General features: G+C 69.9%; 22 protein-coding genes. 12 read left to right on the top strand and 10 right to left on the bottom strand.

The genetic code is table 11. The annotated features are described in order from the left end of the window. Positions 1-38: 38 nt before the first annotated feature. The 3 genes from cydB to hisC all read right to left on the bottom strand — a co-directional run bounded on the left by cydB (position 39) and on the right by hisC (position 3982). Entirely contained in the window at positions 39-1052 is a 1014-nt protein-coding gene (gene cydB, locus ACZ404_RS23655) for a cytochrome d ubiquinol oxidase subunit II (RefSeq protein ID WP_468442963.1), read from the bottom strand. A 15-nt stretch (positions 1053-1067) separates the two neighbouring features. Next, on the bottom strand, positions 1068-2576 hold the full coding sequence (locus tag ACZ404_RS23660) for a cytochrome ubiquinol oxidase subunit I (RefSeq protein ID WP_468442965.1): 1509 nt from the start codon (positions 2574-2576) through the stop codon (positions 1068-1070). Between the two features lie 326 nt (positions 2577-2902). Further along, a complete protein-coding gene (hisC, locus tag ACZ404_RS23665) occupies positions 2903-3982 on the bottom strand; it encodes a histidinol-phosphate transaminase (protein WP_468442967.1) in 1080 nt (359 codons plus the stop codon). Between the two features lie 431 nt (positions 3983-4413). Between hisC and ACZ404_RS23670 the strand changes: the two genes are divergently transcribed. The 3 genes from ACZ404_RS23670 to ACZ404_RS23680 all read left to right on the top strand — a co-directional run bounded on the left by ACZ404_RS23670 (position 4414) and on the right by ACZ404_RS23680 (position 8111). Then, positions 4414-5526, top strand: a complete 1113-nt coding sequence (locus tag ACZ404_RS23670) for a LacI family DNA-binding transcriptional regulator (RefSeq protein WP_468442969.1) — start codon at positions 4414-4416, stop codon at positions 5524-5526. A gap of 454 nt (positions 5527-5980) precedes the next feature. Next, positions 5981-7057 (top strand): metallophosphoesterase, encoded by a 1077-nt coding sequence (locus tag ACZ404_RS23675; protein WP_468442971.1) that lies wholly within the window; start codon positions 5981-5983, stop codon positions 7055-7057. Between the two features lie 181 nt (positions 7058-7238). Further along, positions 7239-8111: a hypothetical protein gene (locus tag ACZ404_RS23680; RefSeq protein ID WP_468442973.1), complete on the top strand. Its 873-nt coding sequence runs from the start codon at positions 7239-7241 to the stop codon at positions 8109-8111. Between the two features lie 131 nt (positions 8112-8242). Here the strand turns inward: ACZ404_RS23680 and thiC are convergent, their stop codons facing one another. Further along, the gene (gene thiC, locus ACZ404_RS23685) at positions 8243-10045 is read right to left on the bottom strand and encodes a phosphomethylpyrimidine synthase ThiC (protein WP_468442975.1); all 1803 of its coding nucleotides are present in this window, start codon (positions 10043-10045) and stop codon (positions 8243-8245) included. 240 nt (positions 10046-10285) lie between these two features. Between thiC and ACZ404_RS23690 the strand changes: the two genes are divergently transcribed. Further along, positions 10286-11767 carry a YibE/F family protein gene (locus tag ACZ404_RS23690; protein ID WP_468442977.1) on the top strand — a complete coding sequence of 494 codons (1482 nt, stop codon included), beginning with the start codon at positions 10286-10288 and terminating at the stop codon, positions 11765-11767. Between the two features lie 149 nt (positions 11768-11916). Here the strand turns inward: ACZ404_RS23690 and ACZ404_RS23695 are convergent, their stop codons facing one another. The 4 genes from ACZ404_RS23695 to ACZ404_RS23710 all read right to left on the bottom strand — a co-directional run bounded on the left by ACZ404_RS23695 (position 11917) and on the right by ACZ404_RS23710 (position 14173). Continuing rightward, entirely contained in the window at positions 11917-12354 is a 438-nt protein-coding gene (locus tag ACZ404_RS23695) for an SsgA family sporulation/cell division regulator (protein ID WP_468442979.1), read from the bottom strand. Between the two features lie 99 nt (positions 12355-12453). Continuing rightward, on the bottom strand, positions 12454-13311 hold the full coding sequence (locus ACZ404_RS23700; protein WP_468442981.1) for an IclR family transcriptional regulator: 858 nt from the start codon (positions 13309-13311) through the stop codon (positions 12454-12456). Between the two features lie 202 nt (positions 13312-13513). Continuing rightward, positions 13514-13726, bottom strand: coding sequence for a DUF5326 family protein (locus ACZ404_RS23705; protein WP_061922120.1), 213 nt, complete (start codon positions 13724-13726; stop codon positions 13514-13516). A 129-nt stretch (positions 13727-13855) separates the two neighbouring features. Beyond that, the gene (locus tag ACZ404_RS23710) at positions 13856-14173 is read right to left on the bottom strand and encodes a cupin domain-containing protein (RefSeq protein WP_468442983.1); all 318 of its coding nucleotides are present in this window, start codon (positions 14171-14173) and stop codon (positions 13856-13858) included. 59 nt (positions 14174-14232) lie between these two features. Between ACZ404_RS23710 and ACZ404_RS23715 the strand changes: the two genes are divergently transcribed. From ACZ404_RS23715 to ACZ404_RS23740, 6 genes are all read left to right on the top strand, one after another. Beyond that, a complete protein-coding gene (locus tag ACZ404_RS23715; RefSeq protein ID WP_468442985.1) occupies positions 14233-14610 on the top strand; it encodes a phage holin family protein in 378 nt (125 codons plus the stop codon). A 2-nt stretch (positions 14611-14612) separates the two neighbouring features. Then, positions 14613-15152 carry a low molecular weight protein-tyrosine-phosphatase gene (locus tag ACZ404_RS23720; RefSeq protein WP_468442987.1) on the top strand — a complete coding sequence of 180 codons (540 nt, stop codon included), beginning with the start codon at positions 14613-14615 and terminating at the stop codon, positions 15150-15152. Continuing rightward, the gene (locus ACZ404_RS23725; RefSeq protein WP_468442989.1) at positions 15149-16297 is read left to right on the top strand and encodes a cystathionine gamma-lyase; all 1149 of its coding nucleotides are present in this window, start codon (positions 15149-15151) and stop codon (positions 16295-16297) included. The genes ACZ404_RS23720 and ACZ404_RS23725 overlap by 4 nt, the downstream gene beginning before the upstream one ends. A 216-nt stretch (positions 16298-16513) precedes the next feature. Beyond that, on the top strand, positions 16514-17419 hold the full coding sequence (locus ACZ404_RS23730; RefSeq protein ID WP_468442991.1) for a LysR family transcriptional regulator: 906 nt from the start codon (positions 16514-16516) through the stop codon (positions 17417-17419). 87 nt (positions 17420-17506) lie between these two features. Then, a complete protein-coding gene (locus ACZ404_RS23735; RefSeq protein ID WP_468442993.1) occupies positions 17507-17989 on the top strand; it encodes an NUDIX domain-containing protein in 483 nt (160 codons plus the stop codon). 153 nt (positions 17990-18142) lie between these two features. Continuing rightward, on the top strand, positions 18143-19009 hold the full coding sequence (locus ACZ404_RS23740; RefSeq protein WP_468442995.1) for a GNAT family N-acetyltransferase: 867 nt from the start codon (positions 18143-18145) through the stop codon (positions 19007-19009). Positions 19010-19107: 98 nt separating this feature from the next. Here the strand turns inward: ACZ404_RS23740 and ACZ404_RS23745 are convergent, their stop codons facing one another. Then, complete coding sequence (locus ACZ404_RS23745; RefSeq protein ID WP_468442997.1) at positions 19108-20316, bottom strand: MFS transporter; 1209 nt, start codon at positions 20314-20316, stop codon at positions 19108-19110. Positions 20317-20465: 149 nt separating this feature from the next. Between ACZ404_RS23745 and ACZ404_RS23750 the strand changes: the two genes are divergently transcribed. Both ACZ404_RS23750 and ACZ404_RS23755 read left to right on the top strand, forming a co-directional pair. Then, positions 20466-20924, top strand: coding sequence for a MarR family winged helix-turn-helix transcriptional regulator (locus tag ACZ404_RS23750; protein ID WP_468442999.1), 459 nt, complete (start codon positions 20466-20468; stop codon positions 20922-20924). A gap of 10 nt (positions 20925-20934) precedes the next feature. Continuing rightward, positions 20935-21387 (top strand): GNAT family N-acetyltransferase, encoded by a 453-nt coding sequence (locus ACZ404_RS23755; RefSeq protein WP_468443001.1) that lies wholly within the window; start codon positions 20935-20937, stop codon positions 21385-21387. 64 nt (positions 21388-21451) lie between these two features. On the opposite strand, the gene ACZ404_RS23760 is transcribed toward ACZ404_RS23755, so the two are convergent. Next, on the bottom strand, positions 21452-22840 hold the full coding sequence (locus ACZ404_RS23760) for a serine hydrolase domain-containing protein (RefSeq protein WP_468443003.1): 1389 nt from the start codon (positions 22838-22840) through the stop codon (positions 21452-21454). Between the last annotated feature and the right edge of the window lie 52 nt (positions 22841-22892).

Genomic DNA, 22892 nt, shown 5'->3' on the forward strand with positions numbered 1-22892 from the left:
GAGGGGTGTGTTTCACGTGAAACACACCCCGGACGGACTCAGTGAGCGGCGGCGGCGTCGGGTGCGATGTGCTGCGTGCCGATCCGCTTGCGGAACACCCAATAGGTCCAGCCCTGGTACACCAGCACCAGGGGCGTGGCGATGGCCGCCAGCCACGTCATGATCCTCAGGGTGTAGGGGCTCGACGAGGCGTTGGTGACCGTGAGGCTCCACTCCCCGTTGAGCGTGGACGGCATGACGTTCGGGAAGAGCGACAGGAAGAGCATCGCCACGGACGCCACGATGGTCACGCCGGACAGCGCGAACGCCCATCCCTCCCGCCCCGCCTGGTTGGCCACCAGGGCGGCGACGAGAGCGGCGACGGCCACGACGAGGGCCACCAGGCTCTTGCCGTCCCCGCTGTCGGCCTGGGTCCACAGCAGGAAGCCGAGTGCGAGGACCGCCGTGACGAGACCGACCCGCAGCGCCATCCTGCGTGCCCGCAGGCGGATGTCCCCGAGGGTCTTCAGCGCGGTGAACACCGCCCCGTGGAAGGTGAACAGCGTGAGCGTCACCAGGCCGCCGAGCAGCGCGTAGGGGTTGAGCAGGTCACCGACGGTGCCGACGTACTCGAAGTGCTGGTCGATCTTCACGCCCCGCACGATGTTCCCGAAGGCCACGCCCCACAGGAACGCCGGGATGAGCGAGGTCCAGAAGATGGCCGTCTCCCAGTTGCGCTGCCAGTTCTCCTCCGGGCGTTTGGCCCGGTACTCGAAGGCGACGCCCCGGACGATCAGGCAGACCAGGATGGTGAGCAGCGGCAGGTAGAAGCCGGAGAAGAGGGTGGCGTACCACTCCGGGAAGGCGGCGAAGGTCGCGCCGCCGGCGGTGAGGAGCCACACCTCGTTGCCGTCCCAGACGGGACCGATCGTGTTGATCAGCACCCGGCGCTCGGGCCGGTTCCGGGCCAGCAGCTTGGTGAGGATGCCGACCCCGAAGTCGAAGCCCTCGAGGAAGAAGTAGCCGGTCCACAGGACGGCGATGAGGACGAACCAGACGTCGTGAAGATGCATGACTGTTCCCTCGGCCTAGTACGAGAAGGCCATCGGCTTGTCGGCGTCACGGGTGTCGCCGCCGATCTTCGTGGGCGGGTTGAGGTCGTCCTCGGTCAGCTCGGGCGGCCCGGCCTTGACGTACTTGACCAGCAGCCGGACCTCGACCACGGCGAGGAGGGCGTACAGCGCGGTCAGGACGATCATCGAGGTGAGGACCTCGGCCTGCGAGACACCGGGGGAGACCGCGTCGCGGGTCCGCAGGACGCCGTAGACGACCCAGGGCTGGCGGCCCATCTCGGTGAAGATCCAGCCCCAGGAGTTGGCGATCAGCGGGAAGCCCAGGGTCCAGACCGCGATGCGCCAGTACCAGGTGGTGAGCTTCGGGCTGAGCGCCTTGTCCCTGAACAGGACCAGATGCGGCACCTCGTCGTCGGCGACCCTCAGATGCTGTGGCAGCAGGAACTTCTTGCGGGTCAGCCAGAGACCGGCGGCGCCGATGGCGGCCGAGGCCATGCCGAAGCCGATCATCCAGCGGAAGCCCCAGAAGGTGACCGGGATGTTCGGGCGGTAGTCGCCGGGCCCGAACTTCTGCTGCTCGGCCTTGTTCACGTCGTTGATGCCGGGCACGTAGGACGTGAAGTCGTCGTTGGCGAGGAAGGACAGCAGGCCCGGGATCTCGATGGCCACGCTGTTGTGGCCCTTCTCCACGTCGCCGTAGGCGAAGACCGAGAACGGTGCCGGCCTCTGCCCGTCCCACAGGGCCTCGGCGGCGGCCATCTTCATAGGCTGCTGCTTGAACATCACCTTGCCGAGCACGTCTCCGCTGACCGCGGTGAGCAGGCCGGCGATGACCACGGTGACCAGCCCCAGCCGCAGCGAGGTCTTCATCTCCCGGATGTGCTTCTTGCGGGCCAGGTGGTAGGCGGCAATGCCCACCATGAAGGCGCCGCCGGTCAGGAAGGCCGCGGAGAGCGTGTGGAAGGCCTGGCTGAGCGCGGTGTTCTGGGTCAGCACGGCGAGGAAGTCGGTCAGCTCGGCACGGCCCTTGGCCTTGTCGATCTTGTATCCGACGGGGTGCTGCATCCACGAGTTCGCCGCGAGGATGAAGTACGCCGACAGGATCGTGCCGAGCGACACCATCCAGATGCAGGCCAGGTGGATCTTCTTGGGCAGCTTGTCCCAGCCGAAGATCCACAGGCCGATGAACGTGGACTCGAAGAAGAACGCGATCAGGGCCTCGAAGGCGAGCGGGGCGCCGAAGATGTCACCGACGAAGCGCGAGTAGTCCGACCAGTTCATGCCGAACTGGAACTCCTGCACGATGCCGGTGACCACACCCATCGCGATGTTGATCAGGAAGAGCTTGCCCCAGAACTTCGTGGCCTTGAGGTACTTCTCCTTCTCCGTGCGCACCCAGGCGGTCTGCAGGCCCGCCGTGAGGGCGGCCAGGGAGATCGTCAGGGGGACGAACAGGAAGTGGTAGACGGTGGTGATGCCGAACTGCCAGCGCGCCAGTGTCTCCGGCGCCAAAGCCAAGTTCACCTCGTCAGCTCCTTACCTCGCCGCGGTAGCGGCACTTTGCCCCGTTTGTTGCGCACATATAGGAGCAACCGGGACGCGCTTGTGAACGCGTTCACATTCACAAGCCATTATGACGCACCGATTTTCAGCCCGGAAGGGCGGGGTGCCCCTCCTGCCTCGGCGTCAAGATCCAGGCAGCGACTTCCATATTTTGTTGAATTGCGCGCAGGGCGGGACACGACCCACAAACGGAAGCTCGCGAGGCGACGAGTGCCGCCTCGCGAGCCAGGAACCGCGGGCCCTGGAGCAGGGCCGGTGATCGACCAAGGGACGCCGGAGCCCAGGCGCTACAGCTCCTTGCGGAACCCTTCCGCCGCCTTCACGAAGATGTCGTTCGCCTCGGTCTCCCCGATCGTCACGCGCACCCCCTCGCCCGGGAACGGCCGGACCACCACGCCGTGCTGCTCACAGGCCGCCGCGAACGCCGCGGTGCGCTCCCCCAGCCGCAGCCACACGAAGTTGGCCTGGGTCTCGGGCACGGTCCAGCCCTGGGAGCGCAGCGCGTCGACGACACGGGTGCGCTCGCACACCAGGGAACCGACCCGGCCGAGCAGCTCGTCCTCGGCCCGCAGCGAAGCGATCGCCGCGTCCTGCGCGAGCTGGCTGACACCGAACGGCACGGCCGTCTTGCGCAGCGCCGCCGCCACCGGCTCATGGGCGATCGCGAAACCGACGCGCAGCCCCGCCAGGCCGTAGGCCTTGGAGAACGTGCGCAGGACGCAGACGTTGGGCCGGTTCCGGTACAGCTCGACGCCGTCGGGCACCGCGGAGTCGCGGATGAACTCCCGGTAGGCCTCGTCCAGGACCACCAGCACATCGCCGGGCACCCGGTCGAGGAACCGTTCCAGCTCCGCCCGCCGCACCACCGTGCCGGTCGGGTTGTTGGGGTTGCAGACGAAGATCAGCCGCGTCCGGTCGGTGATCGCGTCCGCCATCGCGTCCAGGTCGTGCACGTCGCCGGCCGTGAGCGGCACCTGCACCGACCGGGCGCCGCTGATCTGCGTGATGATCGGGTAGGCCTCGAAGGACCGCCAGGCGTAGATCACCTCGTCGCCGGGCCCGCTGGTGGCCTGGACCAGCTGCTGGGCGACACCCACCGAACCGGTGCCGGTGGCCAGGTGCGAGAGCGGGACGCCGAAGCGCTCCGACAGCTCGTTCATCAGCCCGGTGCAGGCCATGTCCGGGTAGCGGTTGAAGGCGCAGGCGGCCGCCGTCACGCTCTCCATCACGCCGGGCAGCGGCGGATACGGGTTCTCGTTGGAGGACAGCTTGTAGGCGACCGGCCCGCCGGCCGCGGCGGGCCTGCCCGGCTTGTAGGTGGGAATACCCTCCAGCTCGGCGCGCAGCTTGGGGCTCGTCTCGCTCACCGCAGTCCTCCTCGCGACCACCGGCGGACCGTCGACGCCGCCGGCTTCCAATACTCCTCACCTTATGAGGATTCGACGCCGCTGCGTACAGGTCGGGAGCGGCAAGAGGCGAACCCCATCCACGGGCCACCGGCATCGCGGGCATCGCCGTACGAAGGCGTACGTATCGGGGGGCGCGCCGCACATATATCTACGCGCCGGTGGCTCACGCCGTGGCGCGCATCCCTCGTGAAGGTGAGTTGAGACCTCTTCGAGACCTCGAGCACTTGGCAGGCCCATGCGCGTCGACACGTCACGTCTTGGTATTGGATCGTTCAACTGCCATGGTTTCTAAGGCAGTTGGCGCGATACGACCTTGCAGAAACGTGCCTGTCAACGCGTGCATATGCGTCCGCACTACCCCACCGCATGAGCCCTACTATCGGCTCGCCATGACAGCAGCAGGGAAGCACCAGGTGAGCCGCGCGGATACCTCACGTCGAGGCAGCCGGCCGGGACGGGCGGGCATCAGAGACGTGGCCGCCGCCGCCGGGGTCTCCATCACGACCGTCTCCGACGCCCTCAACGGCAAGGGCCGGCTCCCGGATGCCACCCGGCGCCATGTCCGCGAGGTCGCCGACCGGCTGGGGTACCGCCCCTCGGCCGCCGCCCGCACGCTCCGTACCGGCAAGTCGGGCCTGATCGGCCTGACCGTGACGACGTACGGGGATGAACCTTTCACCTTCACGGAGTTCGCGTACTTCGCCGAGATGGCCCGGGCCGCCACCTCCGCGGCGCTCGCCCGGGGCTACGCCCTGGTGATCCTGCCCGCGACCTCGCGGCACGACGTGTGGTCCAACGTGGCCCTCGACGGCACCGTCGTCATCGACCCCTCCGACCAGGATCCGGTGGTCAGCGAGCTCGTCCGCCAGGGGCTGCCGGTCGTCTCCGACGGCCGCCCGGCCGGCTCGCTGCCCGTCACCGCGTGGGTCGACAATGATCACGAGGCCGCCGTCCTCGACATCCTCGACCACCTCGCCGACGCCGGCGCCCGCCGGATCGGGCTGCTCACGGGCACCACGACGGACACGTACACCCATCTGTCGACCACCGCCTATCTGCGCTGGTGCGAGCGGGTCGGCCAGGACCCGGTGTACGAGGCGTACCCGGCACACGACCCGTGCGCGGGCGCCGTCGCCGCCGACCGGCTGCTCGCCCGGCCCGACCGCCCGGACGCGGTCTACGGCCTGTTCGACCCCAACGGCACCGACCTGCTCGCCGCCGCCCGCCGCTACGGCCTGCGCGTCCCGGACGATCTGCTGCTGGTGTGCTGCAGCGAGTCCACGGTGTACGCCAACACCGAGCCGCCCATCACCACGCTCTCCCTGAAGCCGCGCCGGATCGGCACGGCGGTGGTCCAGCTCCTCATCGACGCCATCGAGGGCGTCGAGTCCGAGCAGCCCGTCGAGCAGGTGATACCAACGGAGCTGATCGTACGCACGTCCTCCCAACGCCGCCCCCCACGCACAACGGTCAGCCCACCACGGGCACCGGAGAAGGGGTAGCGGGGGCCTCGGGGGCCGACCGCCGCCGGCCGGCCCGACCGGCCCCCACTGGGCCGCTCGCCGAGCCCGGTCGGTCGGCGCGTTCCTGGCCATGGGGCCGCCCAGCCGCGGCCGGTCGAACGGTGCCTGCCCGCCGAGCGGCGCGCACCCGGTGCGGCGGCCCGGCCGGGCGCGGCCCGGCGTTCCGCTCAGTACACCGATGGTGGGCGGCTTCGCAGCACTCGAACGGGTCGGCCGGCCGGGCTGTCGTACGACGACGAATGATCGGCGCCCGGCTCAACTGCGACCCAAACGGGGCGAAAGCCGCGACGAACCGGAGTCCCGTTCCGATTCACCACCCCTGGGTCATCACACGGCGCGACGCTCATTCCTATGATGGGCCCACGACACCGCGGGCCGCTGCGACCAGGCAGTCCGATGCGGTGCAGCTGCGGCGCGATGGTGGAGGGGTCTGATGACTCAGGGGGCCGGTCAGGGACCCGAGGCGGAGCGGACGGCGACGTTGCGTGACTTCCGGGTGCCCGCGTACGTCCACGAGACCGGTCCGTACGTCCACTCCCACCCCGGCGACACCGCCCCGCCCCTGGCCGAGGACTACCCCGACGGCTACACGCCCACCCAGCGCGACCTGCCCGTCATCAATCGCGGCGACACCGTCCAGGTCCCCGTGGAACCGGCCCCCACCACCCCGGCCCCCCAGCCGGCCGACGGCCCCGGCCCCCTGTATGTCGTCGGCGACGTTCACGGCTACCTCGACGAACTGGTGTCCGCCCTGCAGGAGAAGGGCCTGATCGACGCCTCCGGCCAGTGGTGCGCGGGCACCGCCCGGCTGTGGTTCCTCGGCGACTTCACCGACCGCGGCCCCGACGGCATCGGCGTCATCGACCTGGTGATGCGCCTGTCCGCCGAGGCCGCCGCGGCCGGCGGCTACTGCAAGGCCCTGATGGGCAACCACGAGCTGCTGCTGCTCGGCGCCAAACGGTTCGGCGACACGCCCGTCAACTCCGGCGCGGGCACCGCCACTTTCCAGGCGGCCTGGCTGCTCAACGGCGGCCAGAAGACCGACATGGACCGCCTGCAGGACCACCACCTGCAGTGGATGGCCCGCCTCGACGCCGTCGAGGAGGTCGACGGATACCTGCTCCTGCACTCGGACACCACCGCCTACCTCGACTACGGCGACTCGATCGAGGCGGTCAACGACACCGTCCGCGAGACCCTCACCCGCAACGACGCGGACGAGTGCTGGGACCTGTTCCGCAAGTTCACCAAGCGCTTCTCCTTCCGCGACGAGGGCGGCGCCGACGCCGTGCGCTCCCTCCTCGATACGTACGGCGGCACCCGCGTCGTTCACGGCCACAGTCCCATTCCCTACCTGCTCGGCGAGGTCGGCTCCGAGGACGGCGAGGAGGCCGGCGGCCCCGTCGTCGAGGGACCGCACGTCTACGCCGGCGGACTCGCCATCGCCATGGACGGCGGCGTGACCATGGCCGGAAAGCTACTGGTCCAGCAACTTCCGCTGAACGGCTGAGCGTTCACCGAACAGCCGCATCCCGACCGCTCGCCCGCAGGTCGGCAGGCAATTTCCGGCAACCCCCTGTCACCGTGTGCCGTGACGGCTCTACCATCGGCTTATCCGTAGCAGGCTCCCCTCCGTTTCTGCCCGACGGCTCGCCGGCGTGCGAGCCCCAAGCCCTACGGAGCATCGGGGGATGCACATGAACAGCGTTCCGCAGCACCTGCTGAACGAGGACCGCCAGGAATTCGAGCGGGTCCTCGATGAGGCGCTGCGCTCCGCACCTCACCGACCGGAACTGGCCGCTGTCGGACAGCGGCTCAACCCCGAACAACTGCGCACCATGGCACTCAACGCCACCGCGCTCATCACGGCGGCCGCGGCGTCCGAGTACCAGCACTACGTCAAGGTCCGCGAGGAACTGCGCCACCCGGCGCCGTCCAGCCCCTCGGCCGCCGGCGATTCCGGTTCGGCCGAGCCGGGAGCGGGCGGCTTGGGGCTCGCCACCACGCTCGGCGAAGCGGCCGAGACCACCGGAGCGGGCGCCGCCGCGGTGCTCGCGGTGCTCGCCCCCGTGCTCGCCGGGACCTCCGCGGCGATCTTCCTGCTCGTCGGCTACATCCTGAAGATGCTGGCCCCGGGCCAGGCCTTCGCCCAGACCATGCTCACCGCGGGGTGGGTGTTCGGCGCGGTGGCCGCCGCAGCGATCCTCGTCGCCGCGGTCGGACTGCTGCTCACCGCCCTGCGCAACAGCGCCTCGGCGGAGGCGGAAGCCCACGACGCGGCCGCCGAGGAGGTCGCCAGGGCCCGAGAGATCTGGCGGGACGCCCTGCTGCGGCGCGGCATCCTGCCGTTCCTGCGCGAGGCACTCGCCCAGCCCGAGACACCCGCCGCGCACCGCACCACACCGCCGACGCCGTCGTCGCCGACCGGCAGGATGCCGCGCCTGGGCTACGACCGCCCCGGCTTCAGCAGCCCCGACGACGGCAGCACCCCCGGCCGCACCGGCTTCACCAGCCCGGACTACAGCAGCCCCGACTTCGGCGGCCCCGAACACCAGCCGGAATGACCCGACGGCCCGCAAGACCGTCCTGGTGCCATGACCGGCTCCCTCCCCTCATGAGGCCGGCCAAGCTGGGTCCGCGCCCCGCGAGACGGCCGTGCGCCGGCTGCGGAACGCGGACCGCTCGCTCCCGGACCTCAGTCCGCGATCGGCAGGTACACCCGGTTGCCCGCCTCGGCGAACTCCTTGGACTTCTGGAGCATCCCCTCGGCGATCTCCTCGGGTGAGGCCCCTTCAGCCGCCGTACCACCGAACCGCTCGGTGATGCTCTGGCTGATCTTCATGCTGCAGAACTTCGGCCCGCACATGGAGCAGAAGTGGGCGGTCTTGGCGGGCTCCGCCGGCAGCGTCTCGTCGTGGAACTCCCGCGCCGTGGCCGGGTCCAGGGCGAGGTTGAACTGGTCCTCCCACCGGAACTCGAAGCGGGCGTCGGAGAGCGCGTCGTCCCACTCCTGCGCACCGGGGTGGCCCTTGGCGAGGTCGGCCGCGTGGGCGGCGATCTTGTAGGTGATGACGCCGGTCTTGACGTCGTCCCGGTTGGGCAGGCCCAGGTGCTCCTTGGGCGTGACGTAGCAGAGCATCGCCGTGCCCCACCAGGCGATCATCGCGGCGCCGATGCCGGAGGTGATGTGGTCGTACGCCGGCGCGATGTCCGTCGTCAGCGGGCCGAGCGTATAGAACGGAGCTTCATCGCAGATCTCCTGCTGCAGGTCGATGTTCTCCTTGATCTTGTGCATCGGGACGTGTCCCGGGCCCTCGATCATCGTCTGTACATGGAAACGCCTGGCGATCCGGTTGAGTTCCCCGAGCGTGCGCAACTCCGCGAACTGCGCCTCGTCGTTGGCGTCCGCGATCGAGCCCGGCCGCAGACCGTCTCCGAGCGAGTACGTGACGTCGTAGGCGGCGAGGATCTCGCACAGTTCCTCGAAGTTCTCGTACAGGAACGATTCCTTGTGGTGCGCCAGGCACCAGGCGGCCATGATCGAGCCGCCGCGCGAGACGATGCCGGTCTTGCGGTTGGCGGTCAGCGGCACGTACGGCAGGCGCACGCCCGCGTGGACGGTCATGTAGTCCACGCCCTGCTCGGCCTGCTCGATGACGGTGTCCTTGTAGATCTCCCAGGTCAGCTCCTCGGCCTTGCCGTCCACCTTCTCCAGCGCCTGGTAGAGCGGCACGGTGCCGATCGGGACGGGGGAGTTGCGCAGCACCCATTCCCGCGTGGTGTGGATGTTGCGTCCGGTGGACAGGTCCATGACCGTGTCGGCGCCCCAGCGGGTCGCCCAGGTCATCTTCTCGACCTCCTCCTCGATGGAGGAGGTGACTGCGGAGTTGCCGATGTTGGCGTTGACCTTCACCAGGAACCGCTTGCCGATGATCATCGGCTCGATCTCCGGGTGGTTGACGTTGGCCGGCAGCACCGCGCGGCCCGCCGCGATCTCCTCACGGACCACTTCGGGGGAGACGTTCTCCCGGATGGCCACGTACTCCATCTCCGGCGTGATCTCGCCACGGCGGGCATAGGCGAGCTGCGTCACCGCCTGGCCGTTCCGCCCCCGGCGCGGCTGACGCGGACGTCCCGGGAAGACCGCGTCCAGATTGCGCAGCCCACCCCGCGGCGAGGTGTGCTTGATTCCGTCGTCCTCGGGGCGGACGGGACGACCCGCGTACTCCTCGGTGTCCCCACGGGCGACGATCCAGTTCTCCCGCAGTGGCGACAGGCCCCTGCGGACATCGGTGTCGACGAGTGGATCGGTGTACGGGCCCGACGTGTCGTACAGCGTGACGGACTTCCCGTTGGTGAGGTGCACCTGACGGACCGGCACGCGCAGGTCGGGGCGCGAACCCTCGACGTACGCCTTGTGCCAGCCGATGGACTTCCCGGCCTCCTGGGACATCTCGCCCTGGACGGAGGCAGGCGTGCGTGCGTCCTTGTTGGTCATGAGACCTACTCCCTACGCCGGCATTACCCGGTAACAGGTTCGGCGGTCGACGCAGCGGTTTCCGTCGTTCGATGTTGTCCGTGAATGTCGTTCGTTTCACGTGAAACATCGCATCTACGGAGGTCAGCGCCCTCTCAGCCCGGTGCTCCGAGCTCCCGCGTGTGCAAAGGTGCCTCCACGCTAGCGTCAATTCGGGCGCGGTGAACAGAGGGCCCCTGTCCTTCTTGCGATGATCGGTCGGTGACCACGACGGAGCAGTACCCGTACCCGCCCCCGGATCCGCCCCGCCGGGGCGCCCCCGGACCGGGCGGCGATCACAGCCATGTCCCTGGGCCCGCCCAGGACTTCGGGCATGGCCATGCGCCCGGGCACAGCCAGGGCCATGGGCACGGCCACGGTCATGGGCACGGCCACGGCCATAGCCACGGCCATAGCCACGGTCACGGCCCCGCCGCGCCCGTCTCGAAGCATTTGCGCAAGGTCATCGCGGCGATCCTGATCCCGTTCACCGCTGCCGTCCTGGTCGGCCTGGTGGTGCTCTGGCCCGGCGGCGCACCGCCGCACAAGCGCACCGGCGTCGGCTTCGACCGGCAGACGCAGCAGGCCACGGTCACCCGGGTCGTCGAGGTCAGCTGCAAGTCGGTGAACGCGTCCGGAGCCTCCTCCGCCGGCGACACCTCCACCGCCGGCGGAGACCCGGCGCAAGGGCAGACGGGAGGCACCTGCAAGAAGGCCACGGTCCGGGTCGACACCGGCAAGGACAAGGGCCGTACGTTCACCGAGATCGTGCAGCCGGACCAGTCACGGCAGTTGCACCAGGGCGAGAAGGTCGTGGCCGCCTACGAGCCCTCGGCGCCCAGAGACCTGCAGTACTCCGTCACCGACGTGAACCGGAAGTTCCCGATGGCGCTGCTGGCCGGGGTCTTCGCGCTCGCCGTCGTGGTGGTGGGCCGACTGCGCGGTGTGATGGCACTGATCGCGCTGGCCGTGAGTTTCCTGGTCCTGACGCTGTTCATCCTGCCTGCGATCCTGCAGGGATCCAATCCGCTGCTGGTGGCCGTCGTCGGGTCGAGCGCGATCATGCTCATCGCGCTCTACATGTGCCATGGGCTGTCGGCCCGTACCTCGGTCGCGGTGCTCGGCACACTGGTGTCCCTGCTGCTGATCGGCGTCCTCGGCTCGGAGTTCATCGGCAGGGCCGCGCTCACCGGCAACACGGACGACAGCACCGGTCTGATCCACGGCCTGTATCCGTCGATCGACATGGGCGGTCTGCTGCTGGCCGGCGTCATCATCGGTTCGCTGGGTGTCCTGGACGATGTGACGGTGACGCAGACGTCCGCGGTCTGGGAACTGCACGAGGCCAACCCTGCGATGGGCTGGCGAGGACTGTACCGGGCGGGCATCCGGATCGGCCGCGACCACATCGCCTCCGTGGTCAACACCCTGGTCCTCGCCTACGCCGGTGCCGCACTGCCCCTGCTGCTGCTGTTCTCGATCGCCCAGAGCAGCGTGGGCACGGTCGCCAACAGCGAACTGGTGGCCGAGGAGATAGTGCGCACCCTGGTGGGGTCGATCGGTCTGGTCGCCTCCGTCCCCGTCACCACCGCGCTCGCCGCCCTGGTGGTCGCGGCCGACCGTCCCGGACCGGACGAGGCCGCCCGGTCCGGGTCACAGCCGGCGCCGGCGCGCGGCGGCAGGGGCCGCCGACGGAAGAAGTAGGACAGGAGCGGTGGGAGGGCGGGGCGACCGGGAGCCGGTCCCCAGCAGAAGCGTTCCTGCACACTCTCGCACGGCTCCACAGGGCTGTCCCGCGTCACGGGGCTGCACGGCGCGCATCGGCACGTCCGGTCCCCGCGGGCCCCGGGAGCTCAGCCCGCGCTCTGTTCCTCCGCCAGGATGCGGTCCAGGGCCTCTTCGAGGTGGGCGTCGAAGTCGGCCAGCGCGCCCTCCTGGCCCAACGGCACGAGCTTGTCCGTACGGTCGAGGAAGGCCACCAGCGGCGGCGTCGACGAGCGGAACAGGGCCTGGTCACAGCCGACCTGAAGCCGGATCAGCACTTCACCGAGCGCCTCGGAGTCGGCGGGGGCGATGTGCACGTCGCCCTCCCCGCAGGGCCGGCCGACACCGTCGATCAGCAGTTCGCGGCCGAACGCCCAGGTGACCGGGGCGTCACCGGGCAGATGGAAGGTGAGCCGCACGGCGTAGGGATCACAGGTCTCGTAGCGCAACTCCACCGGGATGCGGAAGGAGAGCTCCTCGGACACGAGAAAGCTCATCATGACTTCTGCCTGTACGGATTCGCGCATCGCCTACCCCGTCATATGACATCGACTGGCCGGGATCGATCCCTGGACCGTGGGTCAAATCTTGCTGAACGTACACAGCAGATCACAAGGAGTGAGTTTTCAGATACTGATAGAGAGCGTCAGCGCGCCGAGGTGGCGTCCGACCTCGGCCTGCAGCAGGCGGGCGGCGGGCAGCAGCCGGTCGGCCTGGTGGGCGGGGAGCGAGATGGCCATGGTGGCCGCCGAGGTGCCGACCGTGATCGGAATCGCCGCGCAGACCGTGCCGAGCGCGTACTCCTGGCGCTCCACCACCGGTTCCATCCGCGGCATCCTGGCCAGCCTGCGCAGCAGGGCGTGGTTGTCGCGCACGGTGTAGGGCGTGAGGGTCTGCACCGGATAGCGGGCCAGGTGGTCGCGGCGGGCGTCCTCGTCGAGTTGGGAGAGCAGGCACTGGCCGATCGCGTGCGCATGCCCGGTCTCGCGAAAGTCGGCCCACTCCTCGACCGCCGGGGTCTCGCGCGAGTCGGAGACGCACATGACCTCGATCTCACCGTCCCGGTACATCGCGTAGTACACCGGCACACCGATGGAATCGCGCCAGTGCGCGAGGGTGTCGGCCACCGTGCTGCGACGTTTCTGCTGCGCTCCGCTGCTGCTCAGCCGCTCGGCCGCCTCACCGAGGAAGAACAGGCCCTTGTCCCGCCGCAGATAGCCCTCGTGCACGAGCGTGCGCAGCAGGTGGTAGGTGGTGGGCAGGGCGAGGCCGGTCTCGCGGGCGAGTTGTTTGGCGGGAGCGCCGTACTCGTGGGCCGCGACCGTCTCCAGCAGGCGCATCGCGCGCTGCACGGATCCGATGAGGGTCGCGGACTGCTGGGCGGGAAGGGGGGTGGTGGGCGGCCGCTGCATGGGGGGTACACAGGACCGCGGAGGGGCGGGGGGTGCGTGGGGTTCTGCCGGTGCGGTGTCAACCGTGGCCAAGGGTCGCTCCCGAAGCGCGAGGGTGGGGCAGCCCGTGCGGAGGAAGAACACGGGTGGGGGTGTACGCCTCCCGCGGGGCCACGGCCCCGTGGGGTTCCGGACTCTAACCGTCCGCCACCGCGTGCAGTCGGCCCGCCGGAGAAACTTCCCTCCCCCGAGGGAACCGGTGAGGCGCGTTGCTGTCACCGGCTCCCCATGCTCCTCACCAGTCGCTGCGCGACGAGGAGTTCGACGTGAACTTGCGCACGATGTAGATCAGCCCACCGACCAGGGCGACGAAGACCAGGGCCTTGAAGAGCAGGCCGATCACGAAGCCGACGACGGTCGCTATCAGGCCGCCGAACACGACCAGGGCGATGACCGGCACCGCGACCCACTTCACCCACCACGGCAGTCCCGCGAAGATCTCTCGCATCGCCCTCGTCCTTTGCGTTCGCAGTTCTCGATGTCTGCACTCGATGCTAGGGCCGCGAGGGGGCCCGGCGGGGGTTCCGCATCCCTTGTCCTCCCCTGACCCGCCCCCTAGGGAACCCGAGGCCCGGACTCAGGCCTCAGGCGGAGAGAAGACGACCAGGACCCGCAGGTCCTCGCTGATGTGATGGAACTTGTGGGCGACGCCGGCCGGGACGTAGACCACGCTGCCCCGCGCCACCTGGGTGGTCTCCAGGCCGACCGTGATCGCCGCTCGGCCGCTGACGACGACGTACACCTCGTCCTGGTTGTGCGGCTTCTGCGGGTCGTGCTCGCCCGCGTTGAGGGCGTAGAGGCCGACCGACATGTTCCGCTCCCGCAGGAACTGAAGGTAGGCCCCCTCGTTGGCGGCGCGCTCCGCCTCCAGTTCGTCCAGCCGGAATGCCTTCATCGCTGTTGCCCGTCCTCACTCACTGCTCGCCGCCGATCGGGTCTGCCACGATCAGACACATGAAGAATTTCGTAGTCAAGACGATCGTGAACGCGGGCGCCCTGGCGGTCGCGGTGTGGCTGCTCGACAAGATCACTCTCACTGGTGCCGGCACGGCCAAGAAGGCCGGCACACTGATCGTGGTCGCGCTGATCTTCGGACTGGTGAACTTCCTGGTCAAGCCGATCCTGAAGGTTCTCACCTTTCCGCTGTTCATCCTGACCCTCGGGCTGATCACCCTGGTCGTCAACGCGCTCATGCTGCTGCTGACCTCCTGGGTGTGCGGCAAGCTCGACCTGAGCTTCCACGTGGAGGGCTTCTGGACGGCCGTGCTCGGCGGCCTGATCATTTCCGTCGTCTCCTGGGCGCTGAACATCGTCCTGCCCGACGAGGACTGAGCATGACCTACCGCGTCTGTTTCGTGTGCACCGGCAACATCTGCCGTTCCCCGATGGCCGAGTCCGTCTTCCGCGCGCGCGTGCAGGAGGCGGGGTTGGAGGACCGGGTGGAGATCGACAGCGCCGGGACCGGTGGCTGGCACGAGGGGGAGGCCGCCGACCCGCGCACCGTCTCGGTCCTCGAGGAACACGGCTACGGAAGTGCGCACGTCGCCCGCCGGTTCCAGCCCTCCTGGTTCGCCCGGCTCGATCTGGTGATCGCCCTGGACACCGGCCATCTGAAGGCCCTGCGCCGCCTCGCGCCCACCGAGGAGGACGCGCACAAGGTGCGCCTGCTGCGCTCCTTCGCCCGCCCGTCGCCCGGCCACCAGGCGTCCAGGAGTGCCTCGCCCGCCCCTGAATACGCGGGCGACGACCTCGACGTACCCGACCCGTACTACGGGGGCCGGGACGGCTTCGAGGAGTGCCTTGAGATGGTGGAGGAGGCGAGCACCGGCCTGCTCGCCGCGGTACGGGAACGACTGGAGGGACGGGCCGCATGAGCGACGCGAGGATCGACGCGGACCGCACCGGCGACGGCACGCGCGCGGTGCGGGCCGGACTGCCCGAGCCGGTCAAGCACGAACCGACCCTGCCCGGACCGGTGTTCGCCGCGCACTTCCACCTGCCCGGCGAGGTGACGGGACCGTACTCCTACGGCCGGGACGACAACCCCACCTGGACGCTGCTGGAGCGCGCCATCGGCGAGTTGGAGGCACCCGGGCGGGACGACGTGGAGACGCTGGTGTTCGCCTCCGGCATGGCGGCGATCTCCTCGGTGCTGTTCTCCCAGCTGCGGGCCGGGGACGCGGTCGTGCTGCCCTCCGACGGCTACCAGGCGCTACCGCTGGTCCGCGCCCAGTTGGAGGCGTACGGCATCGAGGTGCGCACCGCGCCCACCGGCGGCGACGCCCAGCTGGAGGTCCTCGACGGGGCGCGGCTGCTGTGGATCGAGTCACCGTCGAACCCGGGGCTCGACGTGTGCGACATCCGGCGGCTGGTGGCGGCGGCGCACGCGCAGGGCGCCCTGGTGGCCGTCGACAACACCCTGGCCACGCCGCTCGGGCAGCGTCCGCTGGAGCTGGGGGCCGACTTCGCCGTGGCCAGCGCAACCAAGCAGCTCACCGGGCACGGGGACGTCCTGCTGGGCTACGTCACCGGACGGGCCGGCGAGGCGATGACGGCCGTACGACGCTGGCGCAAGATCGTCGGCGCCATCGCGGGCCCCATGGAGGCCTGGCTCGCGCACCGCTCCATCGCCACGATCCAGCTGCGCGTCGACCGGCAGAACGCCACCGCCCTGGCCGTCGCCGAAGCCCTGCGCCGGCGGCCCGAGGTGTCCGGGCTGCGCTATCCGGGGCTGCCCGACGACCCCGCGCACAAGGTCGCCGCGCAGCAGATGCGCCGCTACGGCTGCGTGGTCTCCTTCACGCTGCCCACGCGCGCGCGTGCCGAGCGTTTCCTCGAGGCGCTGCGCCTGGTCGAGGACGCGACGAGCTTCGGCGGGGTGCGGTCCACGGCCGAGCGCCGGGGCCGCTGGGGCGGAGACGCGGTCGAGGAGGGCTTCATCCGCCTGTCCGTCGGTGCCGAGGACCCGGAGGACCTGGTGGCGGACCTTCTGCGCGCCCTCGACGCATCGGCCGGGTGAACCGGCCGGACACACCCGCTCAACAGCGCAGACGGTCCGAGCCTCCCCCCTCGTGGCTCGGACCGTCCTCGGTTCTGCGCGCGAAGAACCGCGCGAACAAGGCTAATTGACTCGCTGTCAGTGTCCAATCACGGTAGCGACAGAGACCTATCGACTTATTTATAGTTGGTCCCTGCCCGGGGGCCGGAGAAGGGCAGGGAAAGGGGAGGCCCTGCCATGGATCTGGCCTTGCTGCGCACCTTCGTCACCGTGCACCGGGCCGGTTCCTTCACCCGCGCCGCGGCCCTGCTGGGTCTCTCCCAGCCGGCCGTCACCTCCCAGATCCGCACCCTGGAGCGGCAGGTGGGCCGCCCCCTGTTCCTCCGGCAGGCCCGCGGGGTGACACCCACGACCGTGGGTGACGAACTCGCCCACAAGGCAGCCCCCCATCTCGACGCCCTGGTGGAGATAGCCGAGAGCGGGCTCGACGACGAATCCTCGTTACGGACGCTGCACCTCGCCGGGCCACCGGAGTTCACCGCCGAGCGCGCCCTTCCCGCCCTGACGGAACTGGCCGGCGACGACGGCCAGGGCTTCGCGCTGCGCACCTCCTTCGGCACCGCGGAGGAAGCGCTGGAGGGACTGGCCGCCGGGCACCACGATCTGGCGATCAGTACCGCCCGCCCGCGCGGTGCCCTGCTGACCGCCACCGCGCTGTGCGACGAGGAGCATGTGCTGGTCGCCTCCGCGCGCTGGGCCGAGCGGATCGGCCCCGGCGTACTGCGCCTGAAGGGCGCGCCCGCGCTGGAGAACCTGCCCGTCGTCGAGGTCCATGAGTCACTGCCCCTCGTCTCGCGCTACTGGGCCTCCGTCTTCGACTCACGCCCGGCCGCCTCGGGCACGGTCATCGTCCCTGATCTACGCGCGGTGCTCGCCTGCGCGGTCGCGGGGGCCGGGCTGGCGGTGCTGCCCCGCTATCTGTGCGCCTCCGCCCTCGACCGCGGCGAGGTCGTCCTGCTGCACGATCCCGCGGTGCCTCCGCTGCGCACGTACTTCCTGGTGGCGCGCACCGGCACGCTCGCCATGCCGCACATCGCGCGGGCGCACGAGTGGCTCCAGCGGGCGGCCGCGAGCTGGAGCTGAGGCGCTCTTCGCGTCGTTCACGCCGTGCGCTTGACCGGTGGCGCCGTGCGATGTTTCACGTGGAACCAGCCGGGCCACATTTCTCCCATGACCGTCCGACCCGTGGTCAAGCGCACCGCCCGTGCCGTTCTGCTGGACGGTGACGACCTGATCCTGATCAAGCGCACCAAGCCCGGTGTCGATCCCTACTGGGTCACTCCCGGTGGCGGAGTCGAACCCGGCGACCCGACCGTCGTCGACGCCCTGCACCGCGAGGTGTACGAAGAGCTCGGCGCCAAGATCACCGATGTAGTCCCCTGCTTCGTGGACACCGTGGAGCACATCGGTGAGGACGGCGGCGCGACCGGCGTGAAGGTACAGCACTTCTTCGTCTGCAGGCTGGAGTCCATGGACCCCTCGCTGCGCCACGGCCCCGAGGTGGACCAGCCCGCCGGAGAGTACGAGATCGTCCGCATCCCCTTCACACGGGTGGGCATCGCCTCCGTCCACCTCGTTCCGCTGTCGCTGCGGCACTACCTGGACGGCAACATCGAGGGCGTCCGCGCCATGCACGCCCCCGACCTCGGCTAGGCCGACGGCTGCAGGGGGCGGCCCGGCGGGTGTTTCACGTGAAACGCCCTGCCGGTCGCCGCGTGCGCCCAGGAGCACGCCATGGCCAAAAGCACTGTCGTATGCGCCGAAACAGGTGGACGCCGGGGGTGCCCGTCGGACAGCCTGACCTGCGTGCCGACTCCTTCTCTCGCTTCCCTGCCCATCCGCCGTCTGACGCTCCGCGACCTCACCGCCTGCGCCGACTTGTCCGAAGACCGGGGGTGGCCACGCGAGGAGCACAAGTGGGGCTTCCTCCTCACCGCCGGCAAGGGCTATGGCATCGACGACCCCGACGGCGGCCTCGTCGCCGCCTGCGTCGTCACGGAGTACGGCTCCTGGGAACGGGTGAGCCTCGGTGCCATCGGCATGGTCCTGGTGGCGGAGCGCCACGCCCGCCAGGGCGTCGGACGCCGCCTGATGCACCAGGTCGTTTCGGCCATGGGCACCACACCGCTGACCCTGTACGCCACTCCGCACGGGCGCCCGCTGTACGAAGAGCTGGGCTTCAAGGTCACGGGCCGGGCGGAGAGGCTGATGGGCCGCTTCGCCACCGGCGGCGAGGACCCCGGCGTGGTGACGCGTGCGGCCACCGCGGAGGACCTGCCCTCGATCCTCCGTCTCGACGAGGAGGTGTTCGGCGCCGACCGGACTCCCCTGATCACCCGCCTGCCCGCCTTCGCCGACCACCTGCGTGTGGCGGAGGAGGGCGACCGGATCACCGGCTACGCGGCCGCGTGGCCCAACATGGGCACCCATGTCGTCGGCCCACTGATCGCCCGGGACACGAACACGGCAAAAGCGCTCATCACCTCGCTCGCACACCATACGGACCGTCCGCTGCGCACCGACATCGACGTGCGTCATGAGGAGCTGCTGAGCTGGGCGAAGGCCCGGGGACTGGCCTCCGCGGCCTTCACCGACGTCATGACCTACGGCATCACGGAGCTTCCGGGGGACTGGACGCGTCGGTTCGCTCCGCTGACGGTGGCCGCCGGCTGAGACGGCGCACGGCGAAACGCCGGTCACCTCTTTGAGCGGTGACCGGCGCTGTTGCAGCTCGCAGCGGAGCCGGCCTCCTCGGCCGCCCGCCGCCGGGCTCAGTGGTGGACGGGGGTGCGCTGCCCGGTCGGCGTTCCGGAGGCCACCACGGCGTTCCGGGCGCCGTCGCGGCGCTCCAGGGCGGCCGAGAGGACGGCGAGGATCAGGGCGGCGGCGGCGAGGGCGGCGCCGACCCAGTTCGGTGCCGTGTAGCCCCATCCCGCCGCGATCACGATGCCGCCGAGCCAGGCCGAGAGCGCGTTGCCCAGGTTGAAAGCGCCGATGTTCACGGCCGACGCGAGCGTCGGTGCACCGTGGGCCTGGTCCAGGACGCGCTTCTGCAGCGGTGGGACGGTCGCGAAGCCCAGGGCGCCGATCAAAGTGATGGTGACGGCGGCCGCGATCTTGTCGTGCGCGGTGAGCGTGAACAGCGCGAGGACGAGGGCCAGGGCACCCAGCGAGACGTACAGCAGCGGCATCAGCGCGCGGTCGGCGAACCTGCCGCCGACGAGGTTGCCGCCGACCATGCCGAGACCGAACAGCACCAACAGCCAGGTGACCGACCCGTCGGCGAACCCGGCGATGCGGGTCATCATCGGGGCGATGTAGGTGATGGCCGCGAAGACACCGCCGAAGCCGAGAACCGTCATCGCCATGGCCAGCAGCACCTGGACGTTCTTGAAGGCGGCCAGTTCATGGCGCAGGTGCACGCCCTCGGGCCGCGCCAACTCGGGCACCAGCCGGGCGATGCCGGCCAGGCCGACGACACCGAGGGCGGCGACGATGCCGAAGGTGACACGCCAGCCGGCGCTCTGCCCGACGAGCGTGCCGAGCGGGACCCCGACGACGTTGGCGACCGTGAGACCGGTGAACATCAGGGCGATGGCCCCGGCCTTCTTGTGGGGAGCCACCAGTTCGGCCGCGACGACCGAGCCGATGCCGAAGAAGGCGCCGTGGGCGAGGGAGGCGACCACCCGTCCGATCAGCATGACCGCGAACGAGGGCGCCAGGGCCGAGAGCAGGTTGCCGGCGATGAACAGAGCCATCAGCAGCATCAGCATCCTCTTGCGCGAGACCTTGGTGCCGAGCACGGTCATCAGCGGGGCGCCGGTCACCACGCCGAGGGCGTATCCGGTCACGAGCAGGCCCGCGGTGGGAATGGACACCCCGAAGTCGCTCGCAACCTCGGGCAGCAAGCCCATGATCACGAATTCGGTCGTTCCGATCCCGAAGGCCCCGATCGCGAGGGCCAGAAGCGCGAGAGGCATGGAGGACACCTTTCAGATGATTGCATGAGCTCTTTTCGCTCAACAACAATAATTGCACACGCGGCATATAGGCAACCGATGGCTATTGCGGTCTTGCCCTATCCTGGGAGAGAGCCGCTCCGAGACGGAGAAGTCGGAGGAGAACGCCCATGACCGCGACGGACCCCGCGCTCACTGCCCTCGCCCAGGGCTGGTGCGCCCTCTCCCTGCTGCACGGGAGGATCGAGGCCCGCATCGAGCGCGCCCTGCAGGCCGGCCACGACCTGAGCGTGCGCGAGTACTCCCTGCTGGACGTACTCAGCAGGCAGCACGACGGCGAAGGCGGCCATCTGCAGATGAAGCAGGTCGCGGACGCGGTGGTGCTCAGCCAGAGCGCCACCACCCGACTGGTTACCCGCCTGGAGGACCGCGGCCTCCTGGAGCGCTACCTCTGCCCCACCGACCGTCGCGGCATCTACACCAACGTCACCGAGGCGGGCCTGAAGCTTCTGGAGGAGGCCAGGCCCACCAATGACGCCGCGCTGCGCGAGGCGCTCGACGAGGCCGCGAAGAATCCGGCCCTCGTGCCCCTGGTACGGGTCGTGGAGTCCCTGCACGTGCCCGCATAGGGTGCGGGCCATGGGAGATCTTGATATACGCCGAGCCACCGCGGACGACCTGCCGGCCATCGTCGACATGCTCGCCGACGATCCACTGGGCGCCCGGCGCGAGTCACCTGAGGACCTGACGCCCTATCGGGTAGCGCTTGAACGGCTGAACGCGGACGCGAACCAGCACCTCGTCGTGGCAGTGCGCGAAGGCCGGGTCGTCGGCACCCTCCAGTTGACGGTCATCCCGGGACTCTCCCGGAAAGGGGCGACCCGCTCCGTCATCGAAGCCGTTCGGATTCACGCCGACGAGCGGGGCAGCGGCCTGGGCACCCGGCTCATCGAGTGGGCGATCGAGGAATCCCGGCGCCAGGGGTGCCAGTTGGTTCAGCTGACCTCGGACAGCAGCCGCACGGACGCTCACCGCTTCTACGAGCGGCTCGGCTTCACCGCCTCCCACGTGGGCTTCAAGCTCCCGCTCTGACGAGAGCCGGGGTGGGTGTTTCACGTGAAACGCCCTCACGTGAGACACCCACCCCAAGGCACCGTTAGTCGGCGATGCCTCGCCAGCCCTTCGGGTCCACCCCGCCGGGCACGCCGGCACCTTCCTCGTACGGCTGCCGGGTGAACACGAACGAGCCGAGGTCGAGATGGCTCACGGAGCCGTCCGGACGGCGGACCGGCCGGAGCAACTCCCCCGCCCAGTACCCCTCCAGCCCCGTCCACGACCCGTCTCCGTTCGAGCGGAGGCGTGTCCGGCGGCCGCCACCGGTCAGCGGTCCCAGCGTGAGATGCCCGTCGGCCATGACCCGCAGGGCGAAGGGATGCGTGCCCCAGTACCACTGCCCGGCCAGTTCCATGACCTGCGGGTCGGCCTCGCGCAGCGGACGCCACGGCTCAGGGATGCGGGGTTCCGCCTCCGCCACGATGCGGACGAGGTCCGCACCGACCGCTCCCAGCAGCGGGCCACTGGTGCAGTTGGCCAGCACGACCGCCGCCACGTCGTCCTCCACGCTGAAGGTGAGGTTGGCGAGGAAGCCCGGAAGCGACCCCGAGTGCCCGGCCAGGAGCCTGCCGTCCCGGTGCTGGATCTGCAGGCCGAGGCCGTAGGCCGCCCCGTCCGCCACGTCCGCGGACTCTGCGGGCGCCGCGGGCGTCCGCATCTCGCGCAGCGACTCCACGCTCAGCACCCGGTCGTCTCCTCCGGCCAGAAAGACCGCGAACCGCGCCAGGTCGCGAGTGGTGGACCACAGCTGGCCGGCGGGAGCCATCCGGCCGAGGTCCTCCAGCGGTTCGGGCAGCAGCGCGTCGGCCCAGGGATGCACGGCCCACCCGCCCGCATGCGGCGCCTCGGGCTGTGTGGTGGTGCGGTCGAGTCCGAGCGGTTCGAGCACCTCGCTGCGCAGGACCTCCTCCCAGGGGGCGCCACGGAGCTCCTCCACCAGGGCACCGAGCAACGTGTACCCGGGATTGGAATAGTGGTGGCGCCGGCCGACGGGGTGCAGGAGAGGCTGCTCGCCGAGGACATCGCTCAGTTCGGGGCGCAGTGACCCGGGAGTCCGCTCCCACCAGGGAGCGGGCGACTCGGCCGCCAGGCCGGCGGTGTGGGCGAGCAGCTCGGCGATCGTCGCCTCCCCCACTCCGGTGCCCGGCAGATGTTTCTCCAGAGGATCCGTGAGATCCAGCACGCCCTCGTCGCGCAGCCGCAGCACCAGCACGGCGGTGAACGTCTTGGTGATCGATCCGATCCGGTACTGCACGTTCTCGTCCGGTGCGTGCCCGTCCACCGAGGAGCGTGAACCGTGCCAGAGGGTTTGGCCGCCCCGCACGACCGCGGCGACCAGCGACGGCGCCCGGCCCTCGGACTGCGCGACAGCGATGCGGTGCAGCAGGGCCCGCCGGGTTCCCGGGAGCAATTCTTCCTGAGATGTCGTCATGGGGTCAGTCCAGCCGCTGGGACTGCGTGCGTCGAGTTCATTTCGCCGACAG

The organism is Streptomyces sp. NPDC030798, assembly GCF_055572275.1.